This window comes from Streptomyces sp. NPDC086549 (assembly GCF_044746205.1).
In the GTDB taxonomy this organism is placed as follows: domain Bacteria; phylum Actinomycetota; class Actinomycetes; order Streptomycetales; family Streptomycetaceae; genus Streptomyces.
The window spans coordinates 73394-91951 of sequence record NZ_JBIVBS010000025.1; the positions used below are offsets into that span (position 1 = coordinate 73394).

Annotated in this window: 22 protein-coding genes, 1 tRNA gene and 4 pseudogenes; 12 read left to right on the forward strand and 15 right to left on the reverse strand. The window is 66.9% G+C overall.

Annotated elements, in window-relative coordinates; translation table 11 throughout:
• Positions 1–429: 429 nt before the first annotated feature.
• Positions 430–822: a hypothetical protein gene (locus tag ACIPSA_RS45375; RefSeq protein WP_402646611.1), complete on the reverse strand. Its 393-nt coding sequence runs from the start codon at positions 820–822 to the stop codon at positions 430–432.
• Between the two features lie 286 nt (positions 823–1108).
• Here ACIPSA_RS45375 and ACIPSA_RS45380 point away from each other — a divergent pair, with 286 nt between their 5' ends.
• Positions 1109–1456: a hypothetical protein gene (locus tag ACIPSA_RS45380; protein ID WP_402646613.1), complete on the forward strand. Its 348-nt coding sequence runs from the start codon at positions 1109–1111 to the stop codon at positions 1454–1456.
• 147 nt (positions 1457–1603) lie between these two features.
• Here ACIPSA_RS45380 and ACIPSA_RS45385 read toward each other — a convergent pair whose 3' ends face one another.
• The 3 genes and pseudogenes from ACIPSA_RS45385 to ACIPSA_RS45395 all read right to left on the reverse strand — a co-directional run.
• A complete protein-coding gene (locus tag ACIPSA_RS45385) occupies positions 1604–1786 on the reverse strand; it encodes a hypothetical protein (protein ID WP_402646615.1) in 183 nt (60 codons plus the stop codon).
• A gap of 243 nt (positions 1787–2029) precedes the next feature.
• Positions 2030–2103 (reverse strand) — tRNA-Met (locus tag ACIPSA_RS45390).
• Between the two features lie 87 nt (positions 2104–2190).
• Positions 2191–2534 (reverse strand): annotated as a pseudogene (locus tag ACIPSA_RS45395) (transposase); the annotation flags it as partial.
• Positions 2535–2847: 313 nt separating this feature from the next.
• On the opposite strand from ACIPSA_RS45395, the gene ACIPSA_RS45400 reads away from it, so the two are divergent.
• Positions 2848–3051 carry a cold-shock protein gene (locus ACIPSA_RS45400; RefSeq protein ID WP_037751662.1) on the forward strand — a complete coding sequence of 68 codons (204 nt, stop codon included), beginning with the start codon at positions 2848–2850 and terminating at the stop codon, positions 3049–3051.
• An 86-nt stretch (positions 3052–3137) separates the two neighbouring features.
• On the opposite strand, the gene ACIPSA_RS45405 is transcribed toward ACIPSA_RS45400, so the two are convergent.
• The 8 genes from ACIPSA_RS45405 to ACIPSA_RS45440 form a co-directional block, all read right to left on the reverse strand.
• Complete coding sequence (locus ACIPSA_RS45405; protein ID WP_402646617.1) at positions 3138–3794, reverse strand: hypothetical protein; 657 nt, start codon at positions 3792–3794, stop codon at positions 3138–3140.
• 199 nt (positions 3795–3993) lie between these two features.
• Entirely contained in the window at positions 3994–4215 is a 222-nt protein-coding gene (locus ACIPSA_RS45410) for a helix-turn-helix domain-containing protein (protein ID WP_402646620.1), read from the reverse strand.
• Positions 4215–4727 (reverse strand): DUF2975 domain-containing protein, encoded by a 513-nt coding sequence (locus tag ACIPSA_RS45415; protein ID WP_402646711.1) that lies wholly within the window; start codon positions 4725–4727, stop codon positions 4215–4217. The genes ACIPSA_RS45410 and ACIPSA_RS45415 overlap by 1 nt, the downstream gene beginning before the upstream one ends.
• Positions 4728–4818: 91 nt before the next feature.
• Positions 4819–5541 (reverse strand): hypothetical protein, encoded by a 723-nt coding sequence (locus tag ACIPSA_RS45420; RefSeq protein ID WP_402646622.1) that lies wholly within the window; start codon positions 5539–5541, stop codon positions 4819–4821.
• A 404-nt stretch (positions 5542–5945) separates the two neighbouring features.
• On the reverse strand, positions 5946–6542 hold the full coding sequence (locus ACIPSA_RS45425) for an alpha/beta hydrolase (RefSeq protein WP_402646624.1): 597 nt from the start codon (positions 6540–6542) through the stop codon (positions 5946–5948).
• Between the two features lie 203 nt (positions 6543–6745).
• Positions 6746–7620 (reverse strand): IS5 family transposase gene (locus tag ACIPSA_RS45430; protein WP_402646626.1). Its coding sequence is split into 2 segments (ribosomal slippage): positions 6746–7230 and positions 7230–7620, totalling 876 coding nucleotides; the frame shifts between segments, so codons are not numbered across the junction.
• 54 nt (positions 7621–7674) lie between these two features.
• The gene (locus ACIPSA_RS45435) at positions 7675–8499 is read right to left on the reverse strand and encodes a hypothetical protein (RefSeq protein ID WP_402646628.1); all 825 of its coding nucleotides are present in this window, start codon (positions 8497–8499) and stop codon (positions 7675–7677) included.
• On the reverse strand, positions 8496–9554 hold the full coding sequence (locus tag ACIPSA_RS45440; protein ID WP_402646631.1) for an ABC transporter ATP-binding protein: 1059 nt from the start codon (positions 9552–9554) through the stop codon (positions 8496–8498). Before ACIPSA_RS45440 ends, ACIPSA_RS45435 begins: the two co-directional genes overlap by 4 nt.
• A gap of 103 nt (positions 9555–9657) precedes the next feature.
• On the opposite strand from ACIPSA_RS45440, the gene ACIPSA_RS45445 reads away from it, so the two are divergent.
• From ACIPSA_RS45445 to ACIPSA_RS45485, 9 genes and pseudogenes are all read left to right on the forward strand, one after another.
• Positions 9658–10152, forward strand: coding sequence for a hypothetical protein (locus ACIPSA_RS45445; RefSeq protein ID WP_402646634.1), 495 nt, complete (start codon positions 9658–9660; stop codon positions 10150–10152).
• A 67-nt stretch (positions 10153–10219) separates the two neighbouring features.
• A complete protein-coding gene (locus ACIPSA_RS45450) occupies positions 10220–10510 on the forward strand; it encodes a hypothetical protein (RefSeq protein ID WP_402646637.1) in 291 nt (96 codons plus the stop codon).
• Positions 10511–10529: 19 nt separating this feature from the next.
• Positions 10530–10835 carry a hypothetical protein gene (locus ACIPSA_RS45455; RefSeq protein WP_402646639.1) on the forward strand — a complete coding sequence of 102 codons (306 nt, stop codon included), beginning with the start codon at positions 10530–10532 and terminating at the stop codon, positions 10833–10835.
• Positions 10836–11021: 186 nt separating this feature from the next.
• Positions 11022–11450 carry a hypothetical protein gene (locus ACIPSA_RS45460; RefSeq protein WP_402646642.1) on the forward strand — a complete coding sequence of 143 codons (429 nt, stop codon included), beginning with the start codon at positions 11022–11024 and terminating at the stop codon, positions 11448–11450.
• A gap of 756 nt (positions 11451–12206) precedes the next feature.
• Positions 12207–13430 (forward strand): MFS transporter, encoded by a 1224-nt coding sequence (locus ACIPSA_RS45465; protein WP_402646644.1) that lies wholly within the window; start codon positions 12207–12209, stop codon positions 13428–13430.
• Positions 13431–13514: 84 nt separating this feature from the next.
• Positions 13515–14681 (forward strand): IS630 family transposase, encoded by a 1167-nt coding sequence (locus ACIPSA_RS45470; RefSeq protein ID WP_402646647.1) that lies wholly within the window; start codon positions 13515–13517, stop codon positions 14679–14681.
• 69 nt (positions 14682–14750) lie between these two features.
• Positions 14751–15210, forward strand: a pseudogene (locus tag ACIPSA_RS45475) (aminoglycoside phosphotransferase family protein); the annotation flags it as partial.
• Positions 15204–15743, forward strand: a pseudogene (locus ACIPSA_RS45480) (IS30 family transposase); the annotation flags it as partial. The pseudogenes ACIPSA_RS45475 and ACIPSA_RS45480, both read left to right, overlap by 7 nt.
• A gap of 31 nt (positions 15744–15774) precedes the next feature.
• Positions 15775–16068, forward strand: a pseudogene (locus tag ACIPSA_RS45485) (integrase core domain-containing protein); the annotation flags it as partial.
• Between the two features lie 33 nt (positions 16069–16101).
• Here the strand turns inward: ACIPSA_RS45485 and ACIPSA_RS45490 are convergent.
• On the reverse strand, positions 16102–16419 hold the full coding sequence (locus ACIPSA_RS45490; RefSeq protein WP_402646649.1) for a response regulator transcription factor: 318 nt from the start codon (positions 16417–16419) through the stop codon (positions 16102–16104).
• 625 nt (positions 16420–17044) lie between these two features.
• Between ACIPSA_RS45490 and ACIPSA_RS45495 the strand changes: the two genes are divergently transcribed.
• Positions 17045–17308, forward strand: a complete 264-nt coding sequence (locus ACIPSA_RS45495) for a hypothetical protein (RefSeq protein ID WP_402646652.1) — start codon at positions 17045–17047, stop codon at positions 17306–17308.
• Positions 17309–17357: 49 nt separating this feature from the next.
• Here ACIPSA_RS45495 and ACIPSA_RS45500 read toward each other — a convergent pair whose 3' ends face one another.
• Both ACIPSA_RS45500 and ACIPSA_RS45505 read right to left on the reverse strand, forming a co-directional pair.
• Positions 17358–17705, reverse strand: a complete 348-nt coding sequence (locus ACIPSA_RS45500; protein ID WP_402646655.1) for a helix-turn-helix transcriptional regulator — start codon at positions 17703–17705, stop codon at positions 17358–17360.
• 431 nt (positions 17706–18136) lie between these two features.
• The gene (locus ACIPSA_RS45505) at positions 18137–18517 is read right to left on the reverse strand and encodes a DUF6009 family protein (RefSeq protein ID WP_402646657.1); all 381 of its coding nucleotides are present in this window, start codon (positions 18515–18517) and stop codon (positions 18137–18139) included.
• Positions 18518–18558: the final 41 nt, after the last annotated feature.

Sequence of the window (18558 nt, forward strand, 5' to 3'; positions counted from 1 at the left end):
AACCGCTGGTCGGGCGGGGTGCCCCACAGCGCCGGCAGTCCGTCCTCGTCCGGCTCGGCGGGGTCCAGGAGGGCATCATCGACCCGGTTCCAGGCGTCGTCACGGTGCCTGGGGAGACGGTCATAGCCGGGGGTGTTGCCGATGTGTGACGTTGCGTATGTGCGGGCGGTATCGAGGGCGAAGTCCAGTGCGACGCGCTCGGCGACGCAGCGCGGGGCGGGGACGTGGCCTGCGGCGATGTCCTGGGACAGGTCGTGGGCGGCACGGGCGACGTCGCGCCGCCAGGCGTACCCCTGTGACCAGGTGGCTTCCGGCAGCTCGCCGAAGGCGGTGCCGTGGTCCAGGTCGTCGAAGGCGCCGAGGTAGCGGGCTTGTGCTTCGAGCAGGGGGCATCGCCGATGGAGCAGGCGACCAGGTGCAGCTCGTCGCTCAGGACCACCAGAGCCTCGTCGAGGGCGAAGGCGGTGCGGGGGGTGAACTGCCAGACGCCGCCCTGGGCGCGCTGCAGCGGGAACCGGGCGCGTAGTCGGGCAGCGGGATGATCTGCTCCCACTGCTCCGCGGTTGTGCCGGGCCCGTGGGGGTGGTCTTCGATGCGCCAGCCGGGGCCGAACTGTGCCGTGAACCCGTCGGCGCTCCAGTCGGCGAGCTCGTCACCACGGTCGGGGTCGAGGACCCGGATGCTGTCGCCTTCCCCGATGACCTGCGCGCCGGGCAGGTCGGATGCCGGCGGGGCGAGCTGGCCGGCCGCCTCCATCAGGTGCAGGGGGTCGCCGGGCGTCTGCGCGTCGAGGCGGCCGCGGGGCTGCCACCCCATGCTCACGGCCGCGTTGTAGAACGCGACCGGGTCGGTGACCAGGTATTCGGTGTAGGCGACCCGCCGCAGGCGAGCAGACCGCCCTTGCCGAACGCCTCGCCGCCTGCCCCGACTCCCCCATCAGCGTCACCCTCGCTCGCTGACCGCACACCAACCGGCCCGCCACCCCGGGGAAACTGCTCCTGTGGCCAGGACTGAGTACGCGTGCTCAGGCTGGTTGAGGTTCGCAGCGGGTGGTCTGGAACGGATCTTGGTCCGTAGCGTGAAGGGCAACTGATGAAGGAGAGCAGGCATGTACGGACCGCAGGGTGTGGCTACCCCGTCCACGCGGATTAACGGGGCCGCCGTGGCCGCCCTCGTCTTCACAGTCATCGCCGCCCTGTGTGCCCTGGCCGCCCGGATGCTGGCGTCTCAGGCGAATGCTGTGCACGACGAGACCTCGGGAGTATTGAGTCTGCTGACGCTGGCGGCCAGCTTCATTGGAGCCCTACCGGCCGTCGTTCTGGGCGTCTGTGGGGTGGCAACCCGCAAGGGCACCCGTGGCCTGGGGCTAGCGATCGCTTCCCTCGTCTTGGCAGGCGGCTGGGTCCTGTTCGGCGTCGTTATCTGGATCGGCCTGGCGACGGGGATCCTCCGATAAACACATAGGCTCGTGGTCAGCGCATGCAAGCAACGGAGGTGCTCCGTGCTCCACACGGACGCCAGGATTCTTGGGCCGCTCGATAGCCGCCCATCATCAGGGCTGCCGTTCTTGGGCGCCATCAGCCCGGAGCCATCCCGCGCTGTACTACAGGTCCTGCGACGGGACCCGGGCAGCCAACTCCGCAGCGAAACGCCGGGCCTGCGCACCCCAGTCATGATCCATCGCCCCGAAGTGCTGCAGCACCCTCAGCAGTTCGTGTGCCTCGGACAGGGTCAGCAACGGCAGCCGCGGCTCCGTCGACTCCGGCACGTCAAACTCGGCAGCCACAAGGTCATCCATACCCCAGGCAACCGACAACCCGATCCGCAGTTACGGACACCCGCGCCAACACCAGGCAATGACCAGCCCAAGACGACCCTCCCCACCCGTTGACCGGTGCTGTTGAAAGGGACGCGACCCGTGCTCCCCGACCGCCGGTACGAGGCCGACCTTGCCACGGGCCAGGCCGGGAGCAGGCGTGGATGGGCGGGAACGCCGAAGGGCCCGGCGGTTGCCGGACCCTTCGCCTCGTAGCGGGAGCAGGATTTGAACCTGCGGCCTCTGGGTTATGAGCCCAGCAAGCTACCGAGCTGCTCCACCCCGCGTCGGTCCCGCCACTCTACACAGCAGCACCGGCCGGCGCAGAACCCATTTTCAGCGGCGGACGATGGCTCCGCCTGCGGTCCCTTCTGCCCCTGGGCGTCGGTGATGACGTGGTGCCTGCTGCCCGGCCGTGCGCGGTCGACCGGGCTGGGTCCGCTTTGGGGCCCCTGCGGGCCGCCCGCACATACGAGGAGTCGATCACCGGCCGCGACCAGTCCAGCCTGTTCCTCGACCGCAGCTTCTTCAGCAGCACCGCGGGAAGCCGGTCCCGCACGCCGGCCGCGTTCCAGGCAGCCAGGCGCCGCCATCAGGTCATCCCCGAGCCGAAGCCCAGCTCCCGGGGCAGGTACTCCCACCGAATGCTGGTGTACAGCACGAACAGGATCCCGCACAGGGCCTGCCGGTCCGGCACCCGCGGCCGGCCCGCGCCGGACGGGTGGTCTGCCCCGGGTCCGACGGCGCCGGGCCGCTGGTGGGACGAGAACAAGCTCAACTACCCGCGCTGGGGACTGTCCACTGTCCGTGCCGCACGGATCAGCCCAAGTCGCGACGCTGCCTGGTCCGGTGGCACCTACTCACTGGTGACGGAGCGGAGTCGCGGTGTAAACGTCGCTGTCAAATGTCGTGGTTCGCAGTACCCTGCCCGCGCTGTAGCGCGGGCGTTTTGCTGTGCAGTGCCCGAGGACCAGGACGACCACCTCCGGGTCCGCGCGGTGCGGACCCGCCATCGTATGGAAGGCACCGACATGGCCAGCGGCACCGTCAAGTGGTTCAACGCCGAGAAGGGCTTCGGCTTCATTGCGCAGGACGGGGGCGGCCCCGACGTCTTCGCGCACTACTCCAACATCAACGCAAGCGGCTTCCGTGAACTCCAGGAAGGCCAGGCCGTCACCTTCGACATCACCCAGGGCCAGAAGGGCCCGCAGGCGGAGAACATCACCCCCGCCTGACCGGATGCCAAAGACGATGCTCGGTGCCCTCAAAACGCTCGCCGCGCCAAGAGCACCGTGCATCGCGGCACAGCAGCCGACTGGGTTCAGCCGAGTCCGAGGCTGCTCAGGGCAGTGGTCCAGTCGGTGACAATGGCGCGCTGCGCGGCCGCGAGGGCGACCTTGCCGTTGCAGACCGCTGTGTGCAGCTTCGTCTCCACCGGGTCCTTCTTGTTGTTGACCCCGCCGCCCGTCCTGTGGCCTGGGTCCGGCGGCTCCACCCAGAGGTTGCGGGGGTCGTTGGGGTCGCCGCCGAGCTGCAAGCTGATGAGGTGGTCGTACTCGGCATCGCCCATCCGGCCCGTGTAACCGTAGGAGGCGGCGTTCAGTTCCTTCTCCTTGCCGGTGACGTAGGTGGAGGGGCGGATGTCCTTGGTGTAGCCGCCCTTGCGGCAGATCGTCGATGCCAGGTTGGTCTGGGTGACGGCAGGGGAGATGGCGCCGGGCGTGCACGCCGAGTCCTCCAGCGGCTCGCCCTTCTCGTACCGGTAGTGGCACGAGCCTGCGGCCGGCTGCTGCTGCACCGTGTACTGCTTCTGCGGCCCCGCCCCCACCGCGATCGCCCGCCCAGACACACCCCCCGGCCCCGCCGCCGCACTCCCGCTCCCCGCCCCTGGCGAACTGCCGACCGATGCAGATGAACAGCCCGCCAGCATGAGACAGGAGAGCACCACGGACGACGCGGCGCGACGAGCAGAGCGCATGACGACCCCTCACAGGCAGGAGGACAGCTGAGCAGATGCTGCCCTACCACGTCACCGCCCTACCCGGCGGGGTACAGCGACAGGGCAAATCAGCCAGCCGCTCCAGCAGGCCTGGGATCTCCTCGGGTACGGCCCCGGGATGCTCGCGGAGTCGGTCAAAGACGGGCGGGATCGGCGATGACGCATCGGCAGGCACGGTTCATTCGCCCGCGGCGTCCTCGGCCTCCCAGCGCAGCAGGTCGCCCGGCTGGCACTCGAGCACCTCGCAGAGCGCGGCGAGCGTCGCGAAGCGCACCGCCTTGGCGCGGCCGTTCTTGAGTACCGCCAGGTTGGCGGGCGTGATCCCTACACGTTCCGCGAGCTCGCCCACGGACATCTTCCGCCTGGCCAGCAACACGTCGATGTCGACGGCGATCGGCATCAGATCACCTCGTCCAACTCGGCCTGCATCTGCGCCGCTTCGACGTCGCGCGCGACGGCCTGGGCGAGCAGCATCCGCAGCACGAGCACGATGAGCGCGACCCCCAGGATGGCCACGCCGACCCCGCCCATGATGACGGTGACGCCCGGGTCGTCCCGCTGGCCCGGCGCATTGATGGCCGTGACCGCGAACCACACGAGGGCAGCCGCCACGATCGCGCCGATCACGCCGTCCACGTACCGGAAGGCGGCGTGGGAGAACACGGTTCCGCGTCGCACCATCGCCACCAGCCGCCATACACAGACCAGGGCGACCTGGGCCGACACCATCCCCAGGATCGTGATCACGCGCAACGGGGTCAGCGGGAGCGACCCAGTCCTCCGGGTCGCGGTGTCTGCGGGTGCGTCGTCGCCGGTCGCCCACGTGGCAGTGCCTGAGATGAGCAGGAGCACGGCCAGGTAGATGTCGGCGTCGACCAGGGCGGCGCGCCAGCGCGGCAGCGGCCTGTCCAGGCGGCGGGCGAAGGTCAGCGATGGGTGGCGGTGGCCACGGCTTCTCCACCGTGCTGACGGGCGGCCCACCTCACCAGGCGCGGGAAACGACTCAGGTGGTGGTGAGGCTGGCCTTCCACGAGATGGACGCGGTAGCGACAAGGCTCTGCTGCTTGTCGACAGGCTTTCCAGCAGAGGCCACGCGGGGAGCGGCATGCCATTCGGCGGTGACGCCGGTGTGGGTGCTGCTGGTGCTCTTGGCTCTGAGCGCGTAGGCAGCGTTTGTGTTGGTGGCGCGGGCGCCGCTGCCGGTGACCTTCAGCTGCTTACCCTTGGCCGTCTGGTAGCTGGCCCACGCGGTGTGCGAGGTGACGGGGATGTTGTAGATGGTCTCCGTCACCGTAAAGGTGATGGTCGTAACCGGCTTCTTTCCTCCGGTCTTGGCCACCCTGACATCACGGGTGATGCTGATGGCCTTGTTGTAGGGGTCGGTGTTGTGGAACCCCTCGGGGCCACCCTTGAGCTGTGCCTGCAATGCGGCGTAGGCGGACCTGTTCTGGAGCTGCTGGACAAATATGTACTTCTTCAGGTTGGACAGCTTGGTGAACGCTTTGAGCGTGGCGCGGGCGGCGTCGGTGTGCTGGCTCTTCAGCCACGTTACGTAAGCCTGCTCGGTGAGCCGGGCAGGCAATGCCCTGATGCCGTCCGAGGCGTGCGCATGCGGTATGTCACCGACTGCGGGGGCGGCTGAGGCGACAGGGGCGAGAACCGCAACAACGCCGGCGCCCGCAGCTGCTGCAGCTCTGACACGCTGCCAGGTGGAACCAGAACGCACGGCTGCTCCTGTTTGTTGAGATCACAAGGGGGGCAGTCAGTGACGTTACTGGCAGGTGACTGGAAGCCGGTATTGGTCATTTAGGCATGGGATTTTCGGGCATGGCCCTAAGGGACAGGGTCATCAGCGGCTCGTGTCGTTGGCACCCTGGCTTGCCCCATCGCGGGATCCTGGTGAGGAGGAGCCGCTCTTCTCAAGCTCAGGGACTTTCTCTGGGTGGCCAGCGAAAAGGAGAAGTCCTTCCGCTGTTCCAAGCAGCGCCGTGCGCGACGACCACCGCAACTCTGGCACTCCAGACACTCCGTCAGGATGCGGCGCCCGACACCAAGGTCGTTCTTGGTTCCTCGAGGCGCTGGGGGCTTCTCCGGCGGGCCCCTCGCTCTAGGGCGTGTATCGGAAGTGGATCAGGTCGTAGTGGCCAGTGCGACGAGGTGCCGGGCTGTGCCAGCAGGATCGATGATCTGATGGAGGTGTGCGCCGGGAAGGTGTGCCACACGCCAGCCGCGTTCGCGCGCCTCGTCGGCAAGGTCGTCATACGGAGGACCGAACAGCAAGTAGGAGCAGGGATGGTCGTCCCAGCCGTCGGGGACCGGGATGTGCTGCTCGTAGTAGGACAGCGGCAGGGTGGGCTGCTCCTCGATGACTGTCTGCCGCATCGTCGGATCGGTGAACATGGGTGCGACGTCTGCCTCGTCCCACCAGTCGGTCCAGCGCGGCAGCCTGCCGTTCACGGCCATCGGGCGGAGGAACTCCAGCAACTCGGGTGAGGCGACAGGGGTGGGTCCGGTTCGGGCCGGCAGCGCGGCATCGACGAAGGTGGAGCTGGTCACCGGATGGTCGAGGCCCGAGCGGATCGCCGGGAGAAACAGGCCAGCGTTGCTGTGTGCCACCAACGCGAGGGGGCTGTCGGCCGGGACCTGTCGGAGGTCGTCGCGGACGGCGTTGACCATGCGGGGCCAGAAGGGCGGAGCACCGGCGCCTACGTTTAGCAGAGACGGCACCCGTACCTGGTATCCCGCCGCCGTCAGGTGTTCGGCCACAGGGTGCCAGGTCGAGGGGCCCACAGAGGGACTGTGCACGAGAACGAAGATCGGCTGCATGTGACGATCCTGTCGCCCATGCCATCGGAGCCGCGACTGTCTTGGCCGACAGCAGAACGCTTGGCTTCGAAGAAGCTTACGCCGCGCCACCACAACACGGCCGTTTACAACCATTCGTTGATGGCGGCGACGAGGACGGTGGCCTCGTAGCGGACCGCGAGCTTGTCGTACCGCGTGGCCACGGCCCGGTGCCGTTTGAGGCGGTTGATGCCGCACTCGACCGCGTGCCGAGCCTTGTAGTCCTGCGGGTCGAACTTCGGCGGCCGTCCGCCGCGCGCGCCGCGCTTCCTGCGGTTGCGGGCCTGGTCGGCCTTGTCGGGGATGGTGCAGCGGATCCCGCGTCGCCTCAAGTAAGCGCGGTTCTTCCGGGAGGCGTACGCCTTGTCGGCGCGCACGCGATCGGGCCGGGTGCGCGGCCTGCCCGGCCCACGACGCGGGACACGGACCTTGTTCAGGACCGGCTCAAACTGCGGGGAATCGCCCCGCTGCCCGGCCGTGATCACGATAGACATGGGCTTCTGGCCCTGTTCGACGGCCAGGTGCAGCTTGGTGGTCAGGCCGCCGCGCGAGCGCCCGAGCCCATGGTCGTCCGGCTCGACGGTGACGCCGCCGGGCGGCTCCTTCTGCAGCTCCCCCTTTTCCTCGCACCGGCGGCGTGCTGGTGGGCCCGGCACACCGTGGAGTCGACGTTGATGTCCCAGGTGATCAGCTCTTTCGCGTCAGCCTGGGATTGGAGCTCGGTGAAGATCCGATGCCAGGTGCCGTCCCGCTGCCAGCGGCGGAACAGGTCGTACGCCCGGCCCCACGGCCCGTACTCGGCGGGGAGGTCCCGCCACGGGATGCCGGTGCGGACCCGGAACCGTATGCCGTCGATCAGCTGCCGCCTGGCCCACGTCGGCGGCCGTCCGGGCTTCTTGCCCTTCGGCAACAGCGGTTCCAGCACCGCCCATTGCGTGTCCGTCAGATCTCCACGTGCCACGAATTAAGATCATCTCACGTTCAAGATCTACTTTCGATACACACCCTAGGCACGTCAACCCGCTCGACGTGCATACACCGCGTGCCCGGCCATCGCAACCGCTGCGGTGAAAGCGACAAAGACCACGCCGCCCAGCACGGCGTCCCGTGCGGTGTCTGCAGACAGCATCTGCTGGCCGGCAGCGAAGGGAAGCCAGTTGGCCACCGTGTCGAGATGAACGCCAGGGATCTGCCCGGAGAGGGCACTCACAACCCGCTCTCCCAGCGGCGGTACGAGGAGCAGCACCAGGACCGGGCCGACCCGGTTGCGCAGCAGTGCCGACATTGACGTGCACAGGAGCATCCAGCAGGCCATCCAGAGTGCGAGTCTCGCAGTGGCTCCGCTCAGTTGCCCCCAGAGAGGAGGGTGGACGCTCTTGGCGGCGGCGACCACTGCGAGGCCGACGATCTCCAGGAGACCGGTCACGGCCGATACCAGGATTCCGATTGCAGCGCCGACCGTGCACTTGGCCCAGAAGGCGTAGCTGCGGGAGGCCGCGGTGAGCCAGGTGGTCCGGCTTGCGCCACGCAGCAGTTCCGTCGATACCGGCCCGGTTCCCAGTACGAGGAGGTAGACGGCAAGCGCGGGAATCTGCATGAGGGCCGGGGTCCACTGTACGGAGTTCATGAGTTCCGGATCGGTCGTGTCCTTGGAGGACTCGATGACGAACGGGGCCGCTATGGGGACCCACAGAGCTAAGAGGACGACGATCGCTGCGAGGAACCAAGTGGAGCGCAGGGCAGCCAGGTGGCGCAGCTCGTAGTGGCAGGCCCTCCACCAAGCCGTCGCTCTGGACGGTTCGAGAGCGGCGGTGCCGTCGGTGCTCACCGTGTTGCTCATGCGATCTTGAACTCCTCGTGCGCGATGGTCATGTAGAAGTCTTCGAGGCTGGCCCTGTTCTCCGTCAACTGGAACAACGGGACACGTTGGTCAAGGCACAGGCGTGCCAGCTTCTCCCGGCTGGTGCCGGTGACGTCGGCTGTGTCCGGGCCGGTGCGACGCAGCCCGAACCCGTGTTGGCGGGCCAGGTCGGCGAGTGTGCGTGCGTCGTCGGGCTGGAACTGGATCTGTACGACGGATTGCCGGTCGGCGTAGGCGAGGAGGTCGCTCATGGCTGCCTCGGCGACGATCTTTCCCTGTGAGAGCACGGCGACACTGTCGGCCATCTGCTGCATTTCGGCCAGGAGATGGCTGGAGATGAGGATTGCTGTCCCGGCGCCGGCGAGGGTGCGCAGGAAGTCACGGAGCCAGCGGATGGCATGGGGGTCGAGGCCGTTTGCGGGCTCGTCCAGAACAAGAACGCGAGGTGAGGCGATCAGTGCTTGCGCGATGCCGACGCGTTGTGACATGCCCAGAGATAGAGCTGAAATCCGGACATCAGCGGCTTCGCGCATGCCGACCTGTTCCAGTAGTTCGTCCGCGCGTTGTCCGGGCACGCCGGCTCCGGCGGCGACCATGTGCAGGTGGTGGCGTACGCGATGCTTCGGGTGGCCTCCTACCCCGCCGAAGGCTGCCCCTACGATGCGGGATGGGGCCCGCCAGGCGGTGAGGGGGCGGCCGAGGTAGAGGGTGTGCCCTTCGGCCGGGAGGAGGCCGAGCATGGCGCGCAGGGTCGTTGTCTTGCCTGCGCCGTTGGAGCCGACGAAGCCGGTGACACAGCCGGCGCGCAGGTCCATCGATATGCCGTCCAGTACTCGCCTTTTTCCGAAGGCGCGCCTGAGGTCGCGCACCTGGACAACCACGTCTGTCACCAGCACCTCTTTCGTTGTTGAAGTAGTTCGCGCCGGATTCCGGGCGGCAAGACGCCGGTTGGTCATGTCCGGTTGCTCTGGCTTCCGCCCAAAGGCGGGGAGACCTGCTGGCATCGCACGAACGTCGGATGCCCGAAGATCCAATGGAACACATGATCCCAGAGTCGCGAGGATGCACCAGGCGGCGCACCGCTCGTCATTCGCTCGCCAACACTCATGTCTCGCAGATGACTTGGGGGATTTTCCCGTGAACCGCAAAATTCGTATGACGGCGGCTTCGGTGGCCGCTGCGGTCGCTCTGGGCATCGCCGCTCCGGCGGCCAGTGCCGTCACCCGGGAGGCGCCGGCGCAGTCCCGGGCTGCCTCTACCCAGACCTTCCAGCTCGACAATGCCGCCCAGGCTCGCGCTCTAACTGCCTCGCTGACCAGCGAGGGCATCGCGGCCAAGGTGGCCGGGAACGGTTCCGCAGTCACGGTCGACGGCCAGATCGGCACTAAGGCTGGCTGGACGTGGGTCCTCAAGGCACTCAAGAGGGTGCCGGGTGCCTGGAAGTGGAGCAAGACCGTCCTGAAGAAGGCCTGGTCCCTGGGCAAGACGAAGGGCATCGCCTACTTCAAGAAGAAGGTCAACGAGCTCTCCTCGTGGAGCCCGAAGAAGTGGGTGTGGAAGAGCATCCTCGCCGTTGTCGGCTGGGGCGACCAGTTGTGGAGCCTCATCAACTGGATCGCGCACCACGGCTGATTGCTCAGTGGTTTACTGGCCCCCGTTGCCACCGCAGCGGGGGCCATTGTTCGCACGGGGAGGAAAGTTGACGGCCGAACAGAAACGGGAGAAGTCCAGCGTTGCCGACTGGTGGTGGATCGCAGCAGTCATCCTGGGCGCAGGAGCACTCGCGCTAGCCAACTTTGGAGGCATTTCCGGAGAGCGTGCCGCGTGGATGCTGTATCCCGCGGCATGGCTGTCGGTGATCGCCGGCGTGGTGTGGTGCCGGAGAAACAATCGGTCGGACAAACTGCGCGATGCCCGCCAGATCGGCACCTTCCTGATAGTGACTGGCGGAATACTTGCCCTCCTGCACCGCGATGCCCTGCCGTTCTAGTAACGCGAGGGGAAGCTGTATGAACACTGTCCATAGGAGGAGCAGTAAGAGCAGCGCCCGCAGGCCGCCCACTGCCACGTACTTTGCGGACGCGATGCTTCTATCGGCGGGTTTGGCCTTGGCCTGGACAGCGGAGGGCTGGCCGTTCCGGGCACTATCGGGGCTGCTTCTCCTCTCCGGAATCGTCTGGGCATTCCAGCTGGGGTTCGCCGAGAAGAAAGCGTGGGAGGCAGGTGCCGTGCCGAATGCGCGGCGCCCCGCGCTTCTACTGCTGTACGTGGCTGCCGTGGGGGTCGCTGCCGGGATCGGCGTGTTCGCCTTTTGATCCTGGGATGCGCAGCATGTGCCCAAAAGGCCCATGCCCAAAGATCCAATACCAGCCCCAGGGCCTGTCACGGAAAACTCCAAAGCGATCGATTCGATCTCTGCGAAGAGTCGGCTGCGCCTGGTGTGGTGTCTCTGCCCGCAGGCCAAAAGCCGGTTCGCACCACCCGACTGAGGAGTCTTTCCTGTGACCAGCAAGCTGCGCATTGCCGCTGCCACTGTCACCGCAGCACTCGCGCTCGGTGTCGCCGCCCCGATGGCCAACGCCGTCGAGGCTTCCCGCACCCCCGTCGTGTCCGCCGCGCAGGTCGAGGCGGTCACCAATCCGGCCCAGGTGAACGCAATCTCCACCGCCCTCGCCTCCCAGCGGGGCGAGGCGGTGACCGCGAAGGCCGCCACCAACCCCGACCTGCTCGAGGCGGCCAAGGACATCGTGGCCTACATCAAGAAGTACCTGGCCAAGGAGTACTCGAAGGCCAAGGCCGCCGCGAAGAAGGGCTACGCAGCCTTCATCAAGTGGGTCAAGTCCCTCAAGCCGGACAACCCGGTGCGGATCGTTCTGGAAATCGGTGGCAAGAAGCTGATCGAGATCGTCATCACCCTGCTGAAGAAGTGACGCCAGCCGGAACCCGCCCGGTCGTCCAGTGAGCTTCGGCCGGGGCGTGCTCACCCCACGTCCCGGCCACACCAGACCCACCAGATTGAGCACGCGTCCATGAGCCAAGCACAGGAGGCCGCCTGCTGCCTCATCGCCGGCATGATCGGCATCCTGCTCACCTGCCTTCTCCCGCCGGGCAAGCAGCCCCGCCAGCGCAGGGCTCGACGCCGAAGGAGTCCACCCGCCCGATGAACTGGGCGCCGCCTGTTGGGATGTCCCCCTCCCCGCCCTGGTCAGGCACACGGCCACAAGCGCACCGGCCGGACAGGCACCGCTCTCCCCCTCCCGGAGCGTCCCCCGCGCCCGGGGTCGCCGCCGCCAATGGATGCATCCCCTACGGGGAGCTTCCTTGGCGGCGGCTTCGCTATTCCTAGCGGGTCCCTCTGCTGTTGAGGTTTGCGCGCAACGGCCGATGACATCGATTGGGTGCCACCACAGCACGTCCCCAGCCGATCGAACAGGCGCTCTAATACTCCAGTTGTAGATCGCGGTCTGCCGGGCGGCGGCAGCGGCCGACTTGGGCTTAGTGGTCCGCTCCGGAAATCCTTCGGGGGTTGACTCAGGAGTCGGGACCATGCACGTCGCTTCGTCGAGCGGTCGCGGCCGCGACGTGGTCGAAGTGATGCTGGCGGGTCGTGGGCAGGTCTGGGACGAGTGCTAGAATCATCGCGTTGGCCTTCAGCGGCGCCCAGCGCACGTCCGGAGGCTTTTTTCATGCCTTCTGACACCTCAATGCCCGTCACGCCTGCCCCTGCCAGTTACCGCGCCCTGCTCCGCAATCGCGAGTTCACCGGCCTATACGCCAGCTTCACGCTCATGGTCGCCGCGAGCACCGTGTCGGGCTTCACGCTCGGCGCCCTGGTCAACCAGCAGACCAGCTCCCCGTTCCTGACCGCCGTGAGCATGTACGGCGCCACATTCGCCACCGTGTTCGGTGCGTTGACGCTGATGTCGGTTGCGGACGGACGCCATCCTCGCCGGACCCTCGTCGCGCTTCAGTGCGTCTCGCTCGCGGGTGTTGCCGCGCAGGCGATCCCAGGGCTTTCGTTGGCCGCCCGGTTCGCTCTACTGCTGGTGCTGGGATTCTTCCAGTCCCTGGGGACCGGCACTCGAATGGGGCTGCTCGCCGAGGTTGTACCGGACTCCGCATACGCGTTGGCACGTTCGCTGATGAACATCACCTCGGGTGGCATGGCGATCCTCGGATATGCCATCGGCGCTGTGCTGTTGCGGTACCTGAGCCCGCAAGCAATTTTCATCGTCGCCTCAGCCCTGACAGGAATCGGGTTGATCGTGGTGGCCGCAACCGTCCGGGAGCACTCGATCCGTCTGACCCGTCGCCCCGGACTGCGTCAGACCTGGATCACGAACATCGCGCTCTTCTCCCACTCCGGCCAGCGGGCACTGCTGCTGAACCTGTGGGTTCCCAACGGCCTGATCGTCGGCTGCGAGGCTCTGTTCATCTCCTACGACATGCACCACGCCGGCGCTCTCCTGGCCGCCGGATCGGCAGGCATGCTCCTGGGAGACCTGACCGTCGGGCGACTGCTCACCGCAGGCCAGCGACGCCGCTATGCGTTTGCCCTCCGACTGCTACTCGCTGCCCCTTACCTGCTGTTCGCGATCCACCCACCCCTGCCGGTTGCGACAGCCGCAGTGTTCATTGCCAGCGGCGGGTTCGCCGCCACCCTGCCCCTGCAGGAGCAGCTTCTCGCGCTGACCCCCGATCCGGTCCGCGGCCAGATCCAGGGTGTGGAGTCCGCAGGCCGGATGACGTGGCAGGGCATCGGCGCCGTGATCGCCGGCGGGATCGCCCAACACGTCACTCCAGGCAACGCGATCACCACCACAGCCGCGGTCTCCCTCGCCCTCACCGTCATCTCCCGGCCGTTCGTGGTCCGCGCCCGCACTGTCAGTGTCGAAAGCGCCAGGGCATGAGCCGCTGAGCCGCTCCCTTATAGCCCGCTGCACTGAGTTGTGGAGCCGTTCTGTGGGATCGCGCCCACCGGTCGAGAGGTATCCGTGCCCGTTGCCGCCGCATGTCCGATAGCTCTGGCCGCAGGCGAGCGGCACCGGTTGAAGAAGATGGCCTGGGGCCACAAGACCGAGTATCGGCTGCGCCTACGCGCGCAGATTGTCCTGCACGCGGCACAAGGGCTGGCCAACGCACGCATCGCAGAGCGGGTAGGGGTGCATGTAGACACCGTGCGCACGTGGCGGGGCCGCTTCGCTGAAGCGAGGCTGCCCGGCCTGGCGGACCGCAAGCGCCCCGGCCGCCCACCCTCCTTCACCGCACTGCAGACAGCTCAGATCACCGCCCTGGCCTGCCAGCTGCCCGCCGAGACCGGCGTGCCGCTGTCCCGCTGGAGCTGCCCGGAGCTGGCCCGCGAGGCCGCCGAACGTGGCATCGCAACCTTCCTGTCGGCCTCCACCGTGCGCCGCTGGCTCGCACGGGACGCGCTCAAGCCCTGGCAGCACCGCTCATGGATCTTCATCACCGACGCCGGCTTCCGCACCAAGGCCGAACGCGTGCTGGACTTGTACGCTCGCACCTGGCAGGGGAAACCGCTCGACACGGACGAATACGTCATCAGCGCGGATGAGAAGACCTCCGTCCAGACCCGCTGTCGCTGCCACCCCACTCTCGCTCCCGGGCAGGCCCGCGCGATGCGCGTCAACCACACCTACGGCCGCGGTGGAGCCCTGGCCTACCTCGCCGCCTACGACGTCCACCACGCGCAGATCTTCGGCCGCACCGAACCGTGCACCGGCATCGAGCCGTTCATGAACCTGGTCACCCAGGTCATGGACCAAGAGCCCTACGCCAGCGCGAAACGCGTGCTCTGGATCGTCGACAACGGCTCCTCCCACCGCGGTAAGAAAGCCACCGACCGACTGTCCGCCGCGTTCCCGAACGCGGTCATGGTCCACACACCCGTCCACGCCTCCTGGCTGAACCAGGTCGAGATCTACTTCTCCGTCGTTCAGCGCAAGGTCGTCTCACCCAACGACTTCACCGACCTTGCCCAGGTCCGGGACCGCCTCCGAGCCTTCGAAGACCGCTACAACGCCACGACACAGCCGTTCCAGTGGAAGTTCACCACCTCCGACCTGGACGATCTGCTGGCCAGGCTTGACCGGCACACCGCCGATCACCACGACCAATCCTCCGTGGCACCGGCAGCATGATCAACCCCCGAAGGATTTCCGAAGCCGACCACTTAGTGGCTGCGGCGGGCTGGCGCGTAGGGTGCCGGGATGATCGCGAAGGAGTTCGCACAGTGCACCGTCGACCGCGAGGGGGATGGCCGGGGCGGCGTGGCTCGCCGAGCTGACCTGCATCGTGAAGGAGTTGCTGGGGCGCTGGGGATGCGTGCCTGATGGCGAGGTCATGCACGGGGGCGTTGGCGTCATCGTTCCGGTACGACGGCGGGCTGAGGAGAGCGCCGTGCTGAAGGTGTCTTTTCCGCATCCCGGCAATGTCCATGAGCCGGATGCGTTCATTGCCAGGGGCGGGTGCGGCGCCGTCCTGCTGCATGAGCGCGACGACGAGCGGTACGCAATGCTGCTGGAGCGGGTTCAGCCGTCGACCCTGGCGGAGGTCGAAGACGGCGACGAGGTGATGACGGTCGCCGGGCAGCTCAATCGCCGCCTGGCCATCCCTGCACCGCCCGGCCTGCCCCGGCTGCGTGAGCAGGCCGGCATCTGGGAGCCGAGGCCGACGACCGAGCCGTACCGGGACATTGGGAGGGCGACCTCCTGATCGGACTCGAACGATCGGCGATCGGCACGCTGGTTGAGCGGACAACCCGATTCACGCTGCTCGTCCACCTGCCCCGCCAGGACGGCTACGGCATCGTCCCGCGTACCAAGAACGGGCCGCCACTGGCCGGCTATGGCGCGGTGACGATGAAAGATGCGCTTGCGGCCACAGTCGGCACTCTGCCCGGGCAACTATGGCGGTCGCTGACCTGGGACCGCGGCAAGGAGCTGTCGGCACACGCCCAGTTCACGATCCAGACCGGCGTCCCGGTCTACTTCGCCGACCCGCACAGTCCCTGGCAGCGCGGCACCAACGAGAACACGAACGGCCTGTTGCGCCAATACTTCCCCAAGGGCACTGACCTTTCCCGGTGGGCGGCGGAGGATATCGAGGCGGTCGCTGCCACCCTCAACAGCCGCCCTCGCAAGAGCCTCGGTTGGAAGACACCCGCCGAAGCTCTCAACGACCATCTACTATCGATCACATAAGCCGGTGTTGCATCCACTGGTTGAACCTGGCCAATATACGGCAGCGGCCTTCGCCGAGGTCTGCCGCCGGCACGGCATCCGCCGCAGCATGGGCCGCGTCGGCTCGAGTTACGACAATGCCCTGGCCGAGTCGTTCTTCCAGGGCCTGAAACGGGAACTGCTCCACGAGCGACGCCTCACCTCGAAGGCACAGACACGGCTGGAGCTGTTCCGCTGGCTGGCCTACTACAACCGGCGCCGCCGCCACTCCGCCCTCGGCTACCTCACGCCAGTCGAGTTCGAGCAACAGCTGATCTCATCACCTACGCTGACGCTCGTCGCATGAAACCCGGTGTCCACTCTTGAGGTTGAGCCTCAATCAAGCAGTACCCCAGCACACGATGCAGCGATGATGCGCGTAAGCAAACAGGGCTGCTTCCGTCCGGGAACTGACGCTGATCTTGGTCATGATGCTGGTCAGATGGGCCTTGGCGGTACGTTCGGCTATGCCGAGCTTACGTCCGATATCGCGGTTGGAAGCGGCACATGACAGCAGCAGTAGCACCTCACGTTCACGCGGTGTGAGGTCGCTGATGGCAGCGGCGTCCCCCGGTGCCGGTGGCTGCTCGCGCAGTGCGATGTCCAGGTGCCCCTCCCCCTCGCTCACTTTCTCCGTCTTTTCGGAATCTTCCGACACAGTTGTTGACCTTTCCCCGCGTTTATGGAGTTGTGCCCCTCCGGGCGATTTGCTCCATTGGAGCCGCAGCGGCTTCTGCGTACCGCCCCAGTGGCGCAAATCTGCCGCTTCCGACGTGACCGCAACGTGTGCGGCGGGCCGGTCACCCGCCTCACTCCACCGCGCACAGTTCCGCCAGCGCCGCTGCGCACAATTATCCGCTGGCCTGACCGATCAGGAGCCGAACACATGAATCTCAGAAGGTTTAGATCAAATAGCTAAACAAGCGATAAACGAGCCCGCCAGGAGGTACCTGTTGTCTAAATGTGCAATACCCGAAAGTCTTATGCCCTAAAAGACACCCACTCCCAGGCAGGATGGTCTGTAACGTCACTCCAGGGTATTTTCCGCGAGCGGGAGCAGCAGTGCGCCACCTCGCGCGAAACCCGCAGGTATTCGGCACTCCGTGGATGGGCCCGTCGTGCCGCAGCCTCCGTGATCGGCCCGGCTCGGTGTGAGCCTGTGTCGGCAGCTCTGGTCGGCCGTGTACCTCCGGCGCCCCGCAGCGCCGCCGCATCATCGACACAGCCCCGGCATCCCTCGGGGACCCGCCCCGCCGCGACAGCAGCCTTACGGGTGTGGCGGTGTGGGGGACCGTGACATCATCCTGCGCTGCGGGGACACGCCCCCGGGGCCGACCAGGGACCCCTGCTTCGCCGTCGACGGCATCGACTGGGTCCTCGACCAAGCGCAGTCCATCCGCACACGAAAGGTCATCGTCAGCTACGGCCGCACGCCGGCCACCCAGGTCATCTTCGACGGCGGAGGCAAGACCGACGCCACCCTGGTCGGCCTGTCCAAGCTCATCGCCCCGATCCGGCAGACCTCCCACTGCATCGCAGCACAGTGACCGATTCTGTGCCTGCCCGCCCGGTCGACAGGCCGGGCCCAGATCCCTGCTAGGCGGCAGAGGACTTCTGCCCTTGGTCCAGGCTCTTCGCCACATGCCGCGCGCACGCCGAATCGGAACACAGCTCATCGTGGGCCAGCGCAGCGAGGATCGCGGCCTGCGTGCGGGTCTGCTGCTTGGTCTTCTCCACGATGCTCGCGATGTGCGCTTTCACGGTGCGTTCTGCGATGCCCAACTCCTGGGCCAGTTCCCGGTTGCCCAGGCCTGTCCCGAGCATCAGGAGCACTTCGCGCTCCCGCCCGGTCAGGCTCTCCAGCCTCCTCGCACCTAACTCGGGATTGTGACCCGTGCGCCGGTACGAACAGACCGGGCCCTCTGTATTGAACCGTCCGGTCATAACGGTCCTTCCTGACCCCGACATTTCCCGGCAGACCCCTGTGGCCTGGGTGCGCTCGAGATCAACTCCAAACCTACCCGCCAGCTATGTCGTGTGCACGTCCCTTTATCGGAGTGCCAACCTCCTTCTACTGAAGGCACATCGCGTCGGTGAAAGAAGGCCTCATTATGTGATGGCTCAACAATAGTTTTTTGCAGCTCTTTAACTTCATGGACTCGTTGCCGATGAGTGAAGTCAGCAGCCAGAGGAGAGGAACAGCAACCTGACGGCCTACGGCCTGAAGCGTCCAGCCGATCGTGCCCGGTGTAATACCGGGACCCTTCTGGAGCAGCGCTGCCCAAAGGACAGTCGGTGACGCTGTCTCCCCGCTCCCGCGTATTCACCGCCAAGGCAGCCTCCCTCCCAGGACGCGAGCCCTTACGGGCCTGCCTTTATGAGGTCGCCGATGCTATGGCCGTACGTCCCTGGGAGCGGGGTGTCTTCGCGCCGGGGTTCCTCGGTTCGATGGTGCGTGGATCGACGGCTTCACCCGGGGCCCCTACGTGGTAGGGCCCCCGGGGCAGGCTGTCGCGGTCGTGCGGGAGGAGAAAGAACACGCGCCGACGGTACAGGCCGCTGTCGGGGTCGGGTTCGGCTTCGTCGTCCAGGATGGCGTAGCCGATCATGCGGCCGTCGCGGGCGTACGGCGGTTTGGTGTTGCGGCGTTTGGTCTTGTCCAGGGCCTGACGGACGTAGTCGAGGGTGCCAGGGTCCTCCAGCCACACCACCTCTTCCTCGTGGGTGATCTCGCTTGCGTTCAACAGCGAGCTCATGGCTGCAGCCCCTTCTTCGTCAGCTGGCCCCGGTGCAGGGG

Bases quoted from the DNA above. Each gene is read 5' to 3' on its own strand.
- ACIPSA_RS45380 (WP_402646613.1), top strand. From the start codon at position 1,109: ATGTACGGACCGCAGGGTGTGGCTACCCCGTCCACGCGGATTAACGGG.
- ACIPSA_RS45400 (WP_037751662.1), top strand. From the start codon at position 2,848: ATGGCCAGCGGCACCGTCAAGTGGTTCAACGCCGAGAAGGGCTTCGGC.
- ACIPSA_RS45405 (WP_402646617.1), bottom strand. From the start codon at position 3,794: ATGCGCTCTGCTCGTCGCGCCGCGTCGTCCGTGGTGCTCTCCTGTCTC.
- ACIPSA_RS45410 (WP_402646620.1), bottom strand. From the start codon at position 4,215: ATGCCGATCGCCGTCGACATCGACGTGTTGCTGGCCAGGCGGAAGATG.
- ACIPSA_RS45435 (WP_402646628.1), bottom strand. From the start codon at position 8,499: ATGAGCAACACGGTGAGCACCGACGGCACCGCCGCTCTCGAACCGTCC.
- ACIPSA_RS45455 (WP_402646639.1), top strand. From the start codon at position 10,530: ATGAACACTGTCCATAGGAGGAGCAGTAAGAGCAGCGCCCGCAGGCCG.
- ACIPSA_RS45465 (WP_402646644.1), top strand. From the start codon at position 12,207: ATGCCTTCTGACACCTCAATGCCCGTCACGCCTGCCCCTGCCAGTTAC.
- ACIPSA_RS45500 (WP_402646655.1), bottom strand. From the start codon at position 17,705: ATGACCGGACGGTTCAATACAGAGGGCCCGGTCTGTTCGTACCGGCGC.
- ACIPSA_RS45505 (WP_402646657.1), bottom strand. From the start codon at position 18,517: ATGAGCTCGCTGTTGAACGCAAGCGAGATCACCCACGAGGAAGAGGTG.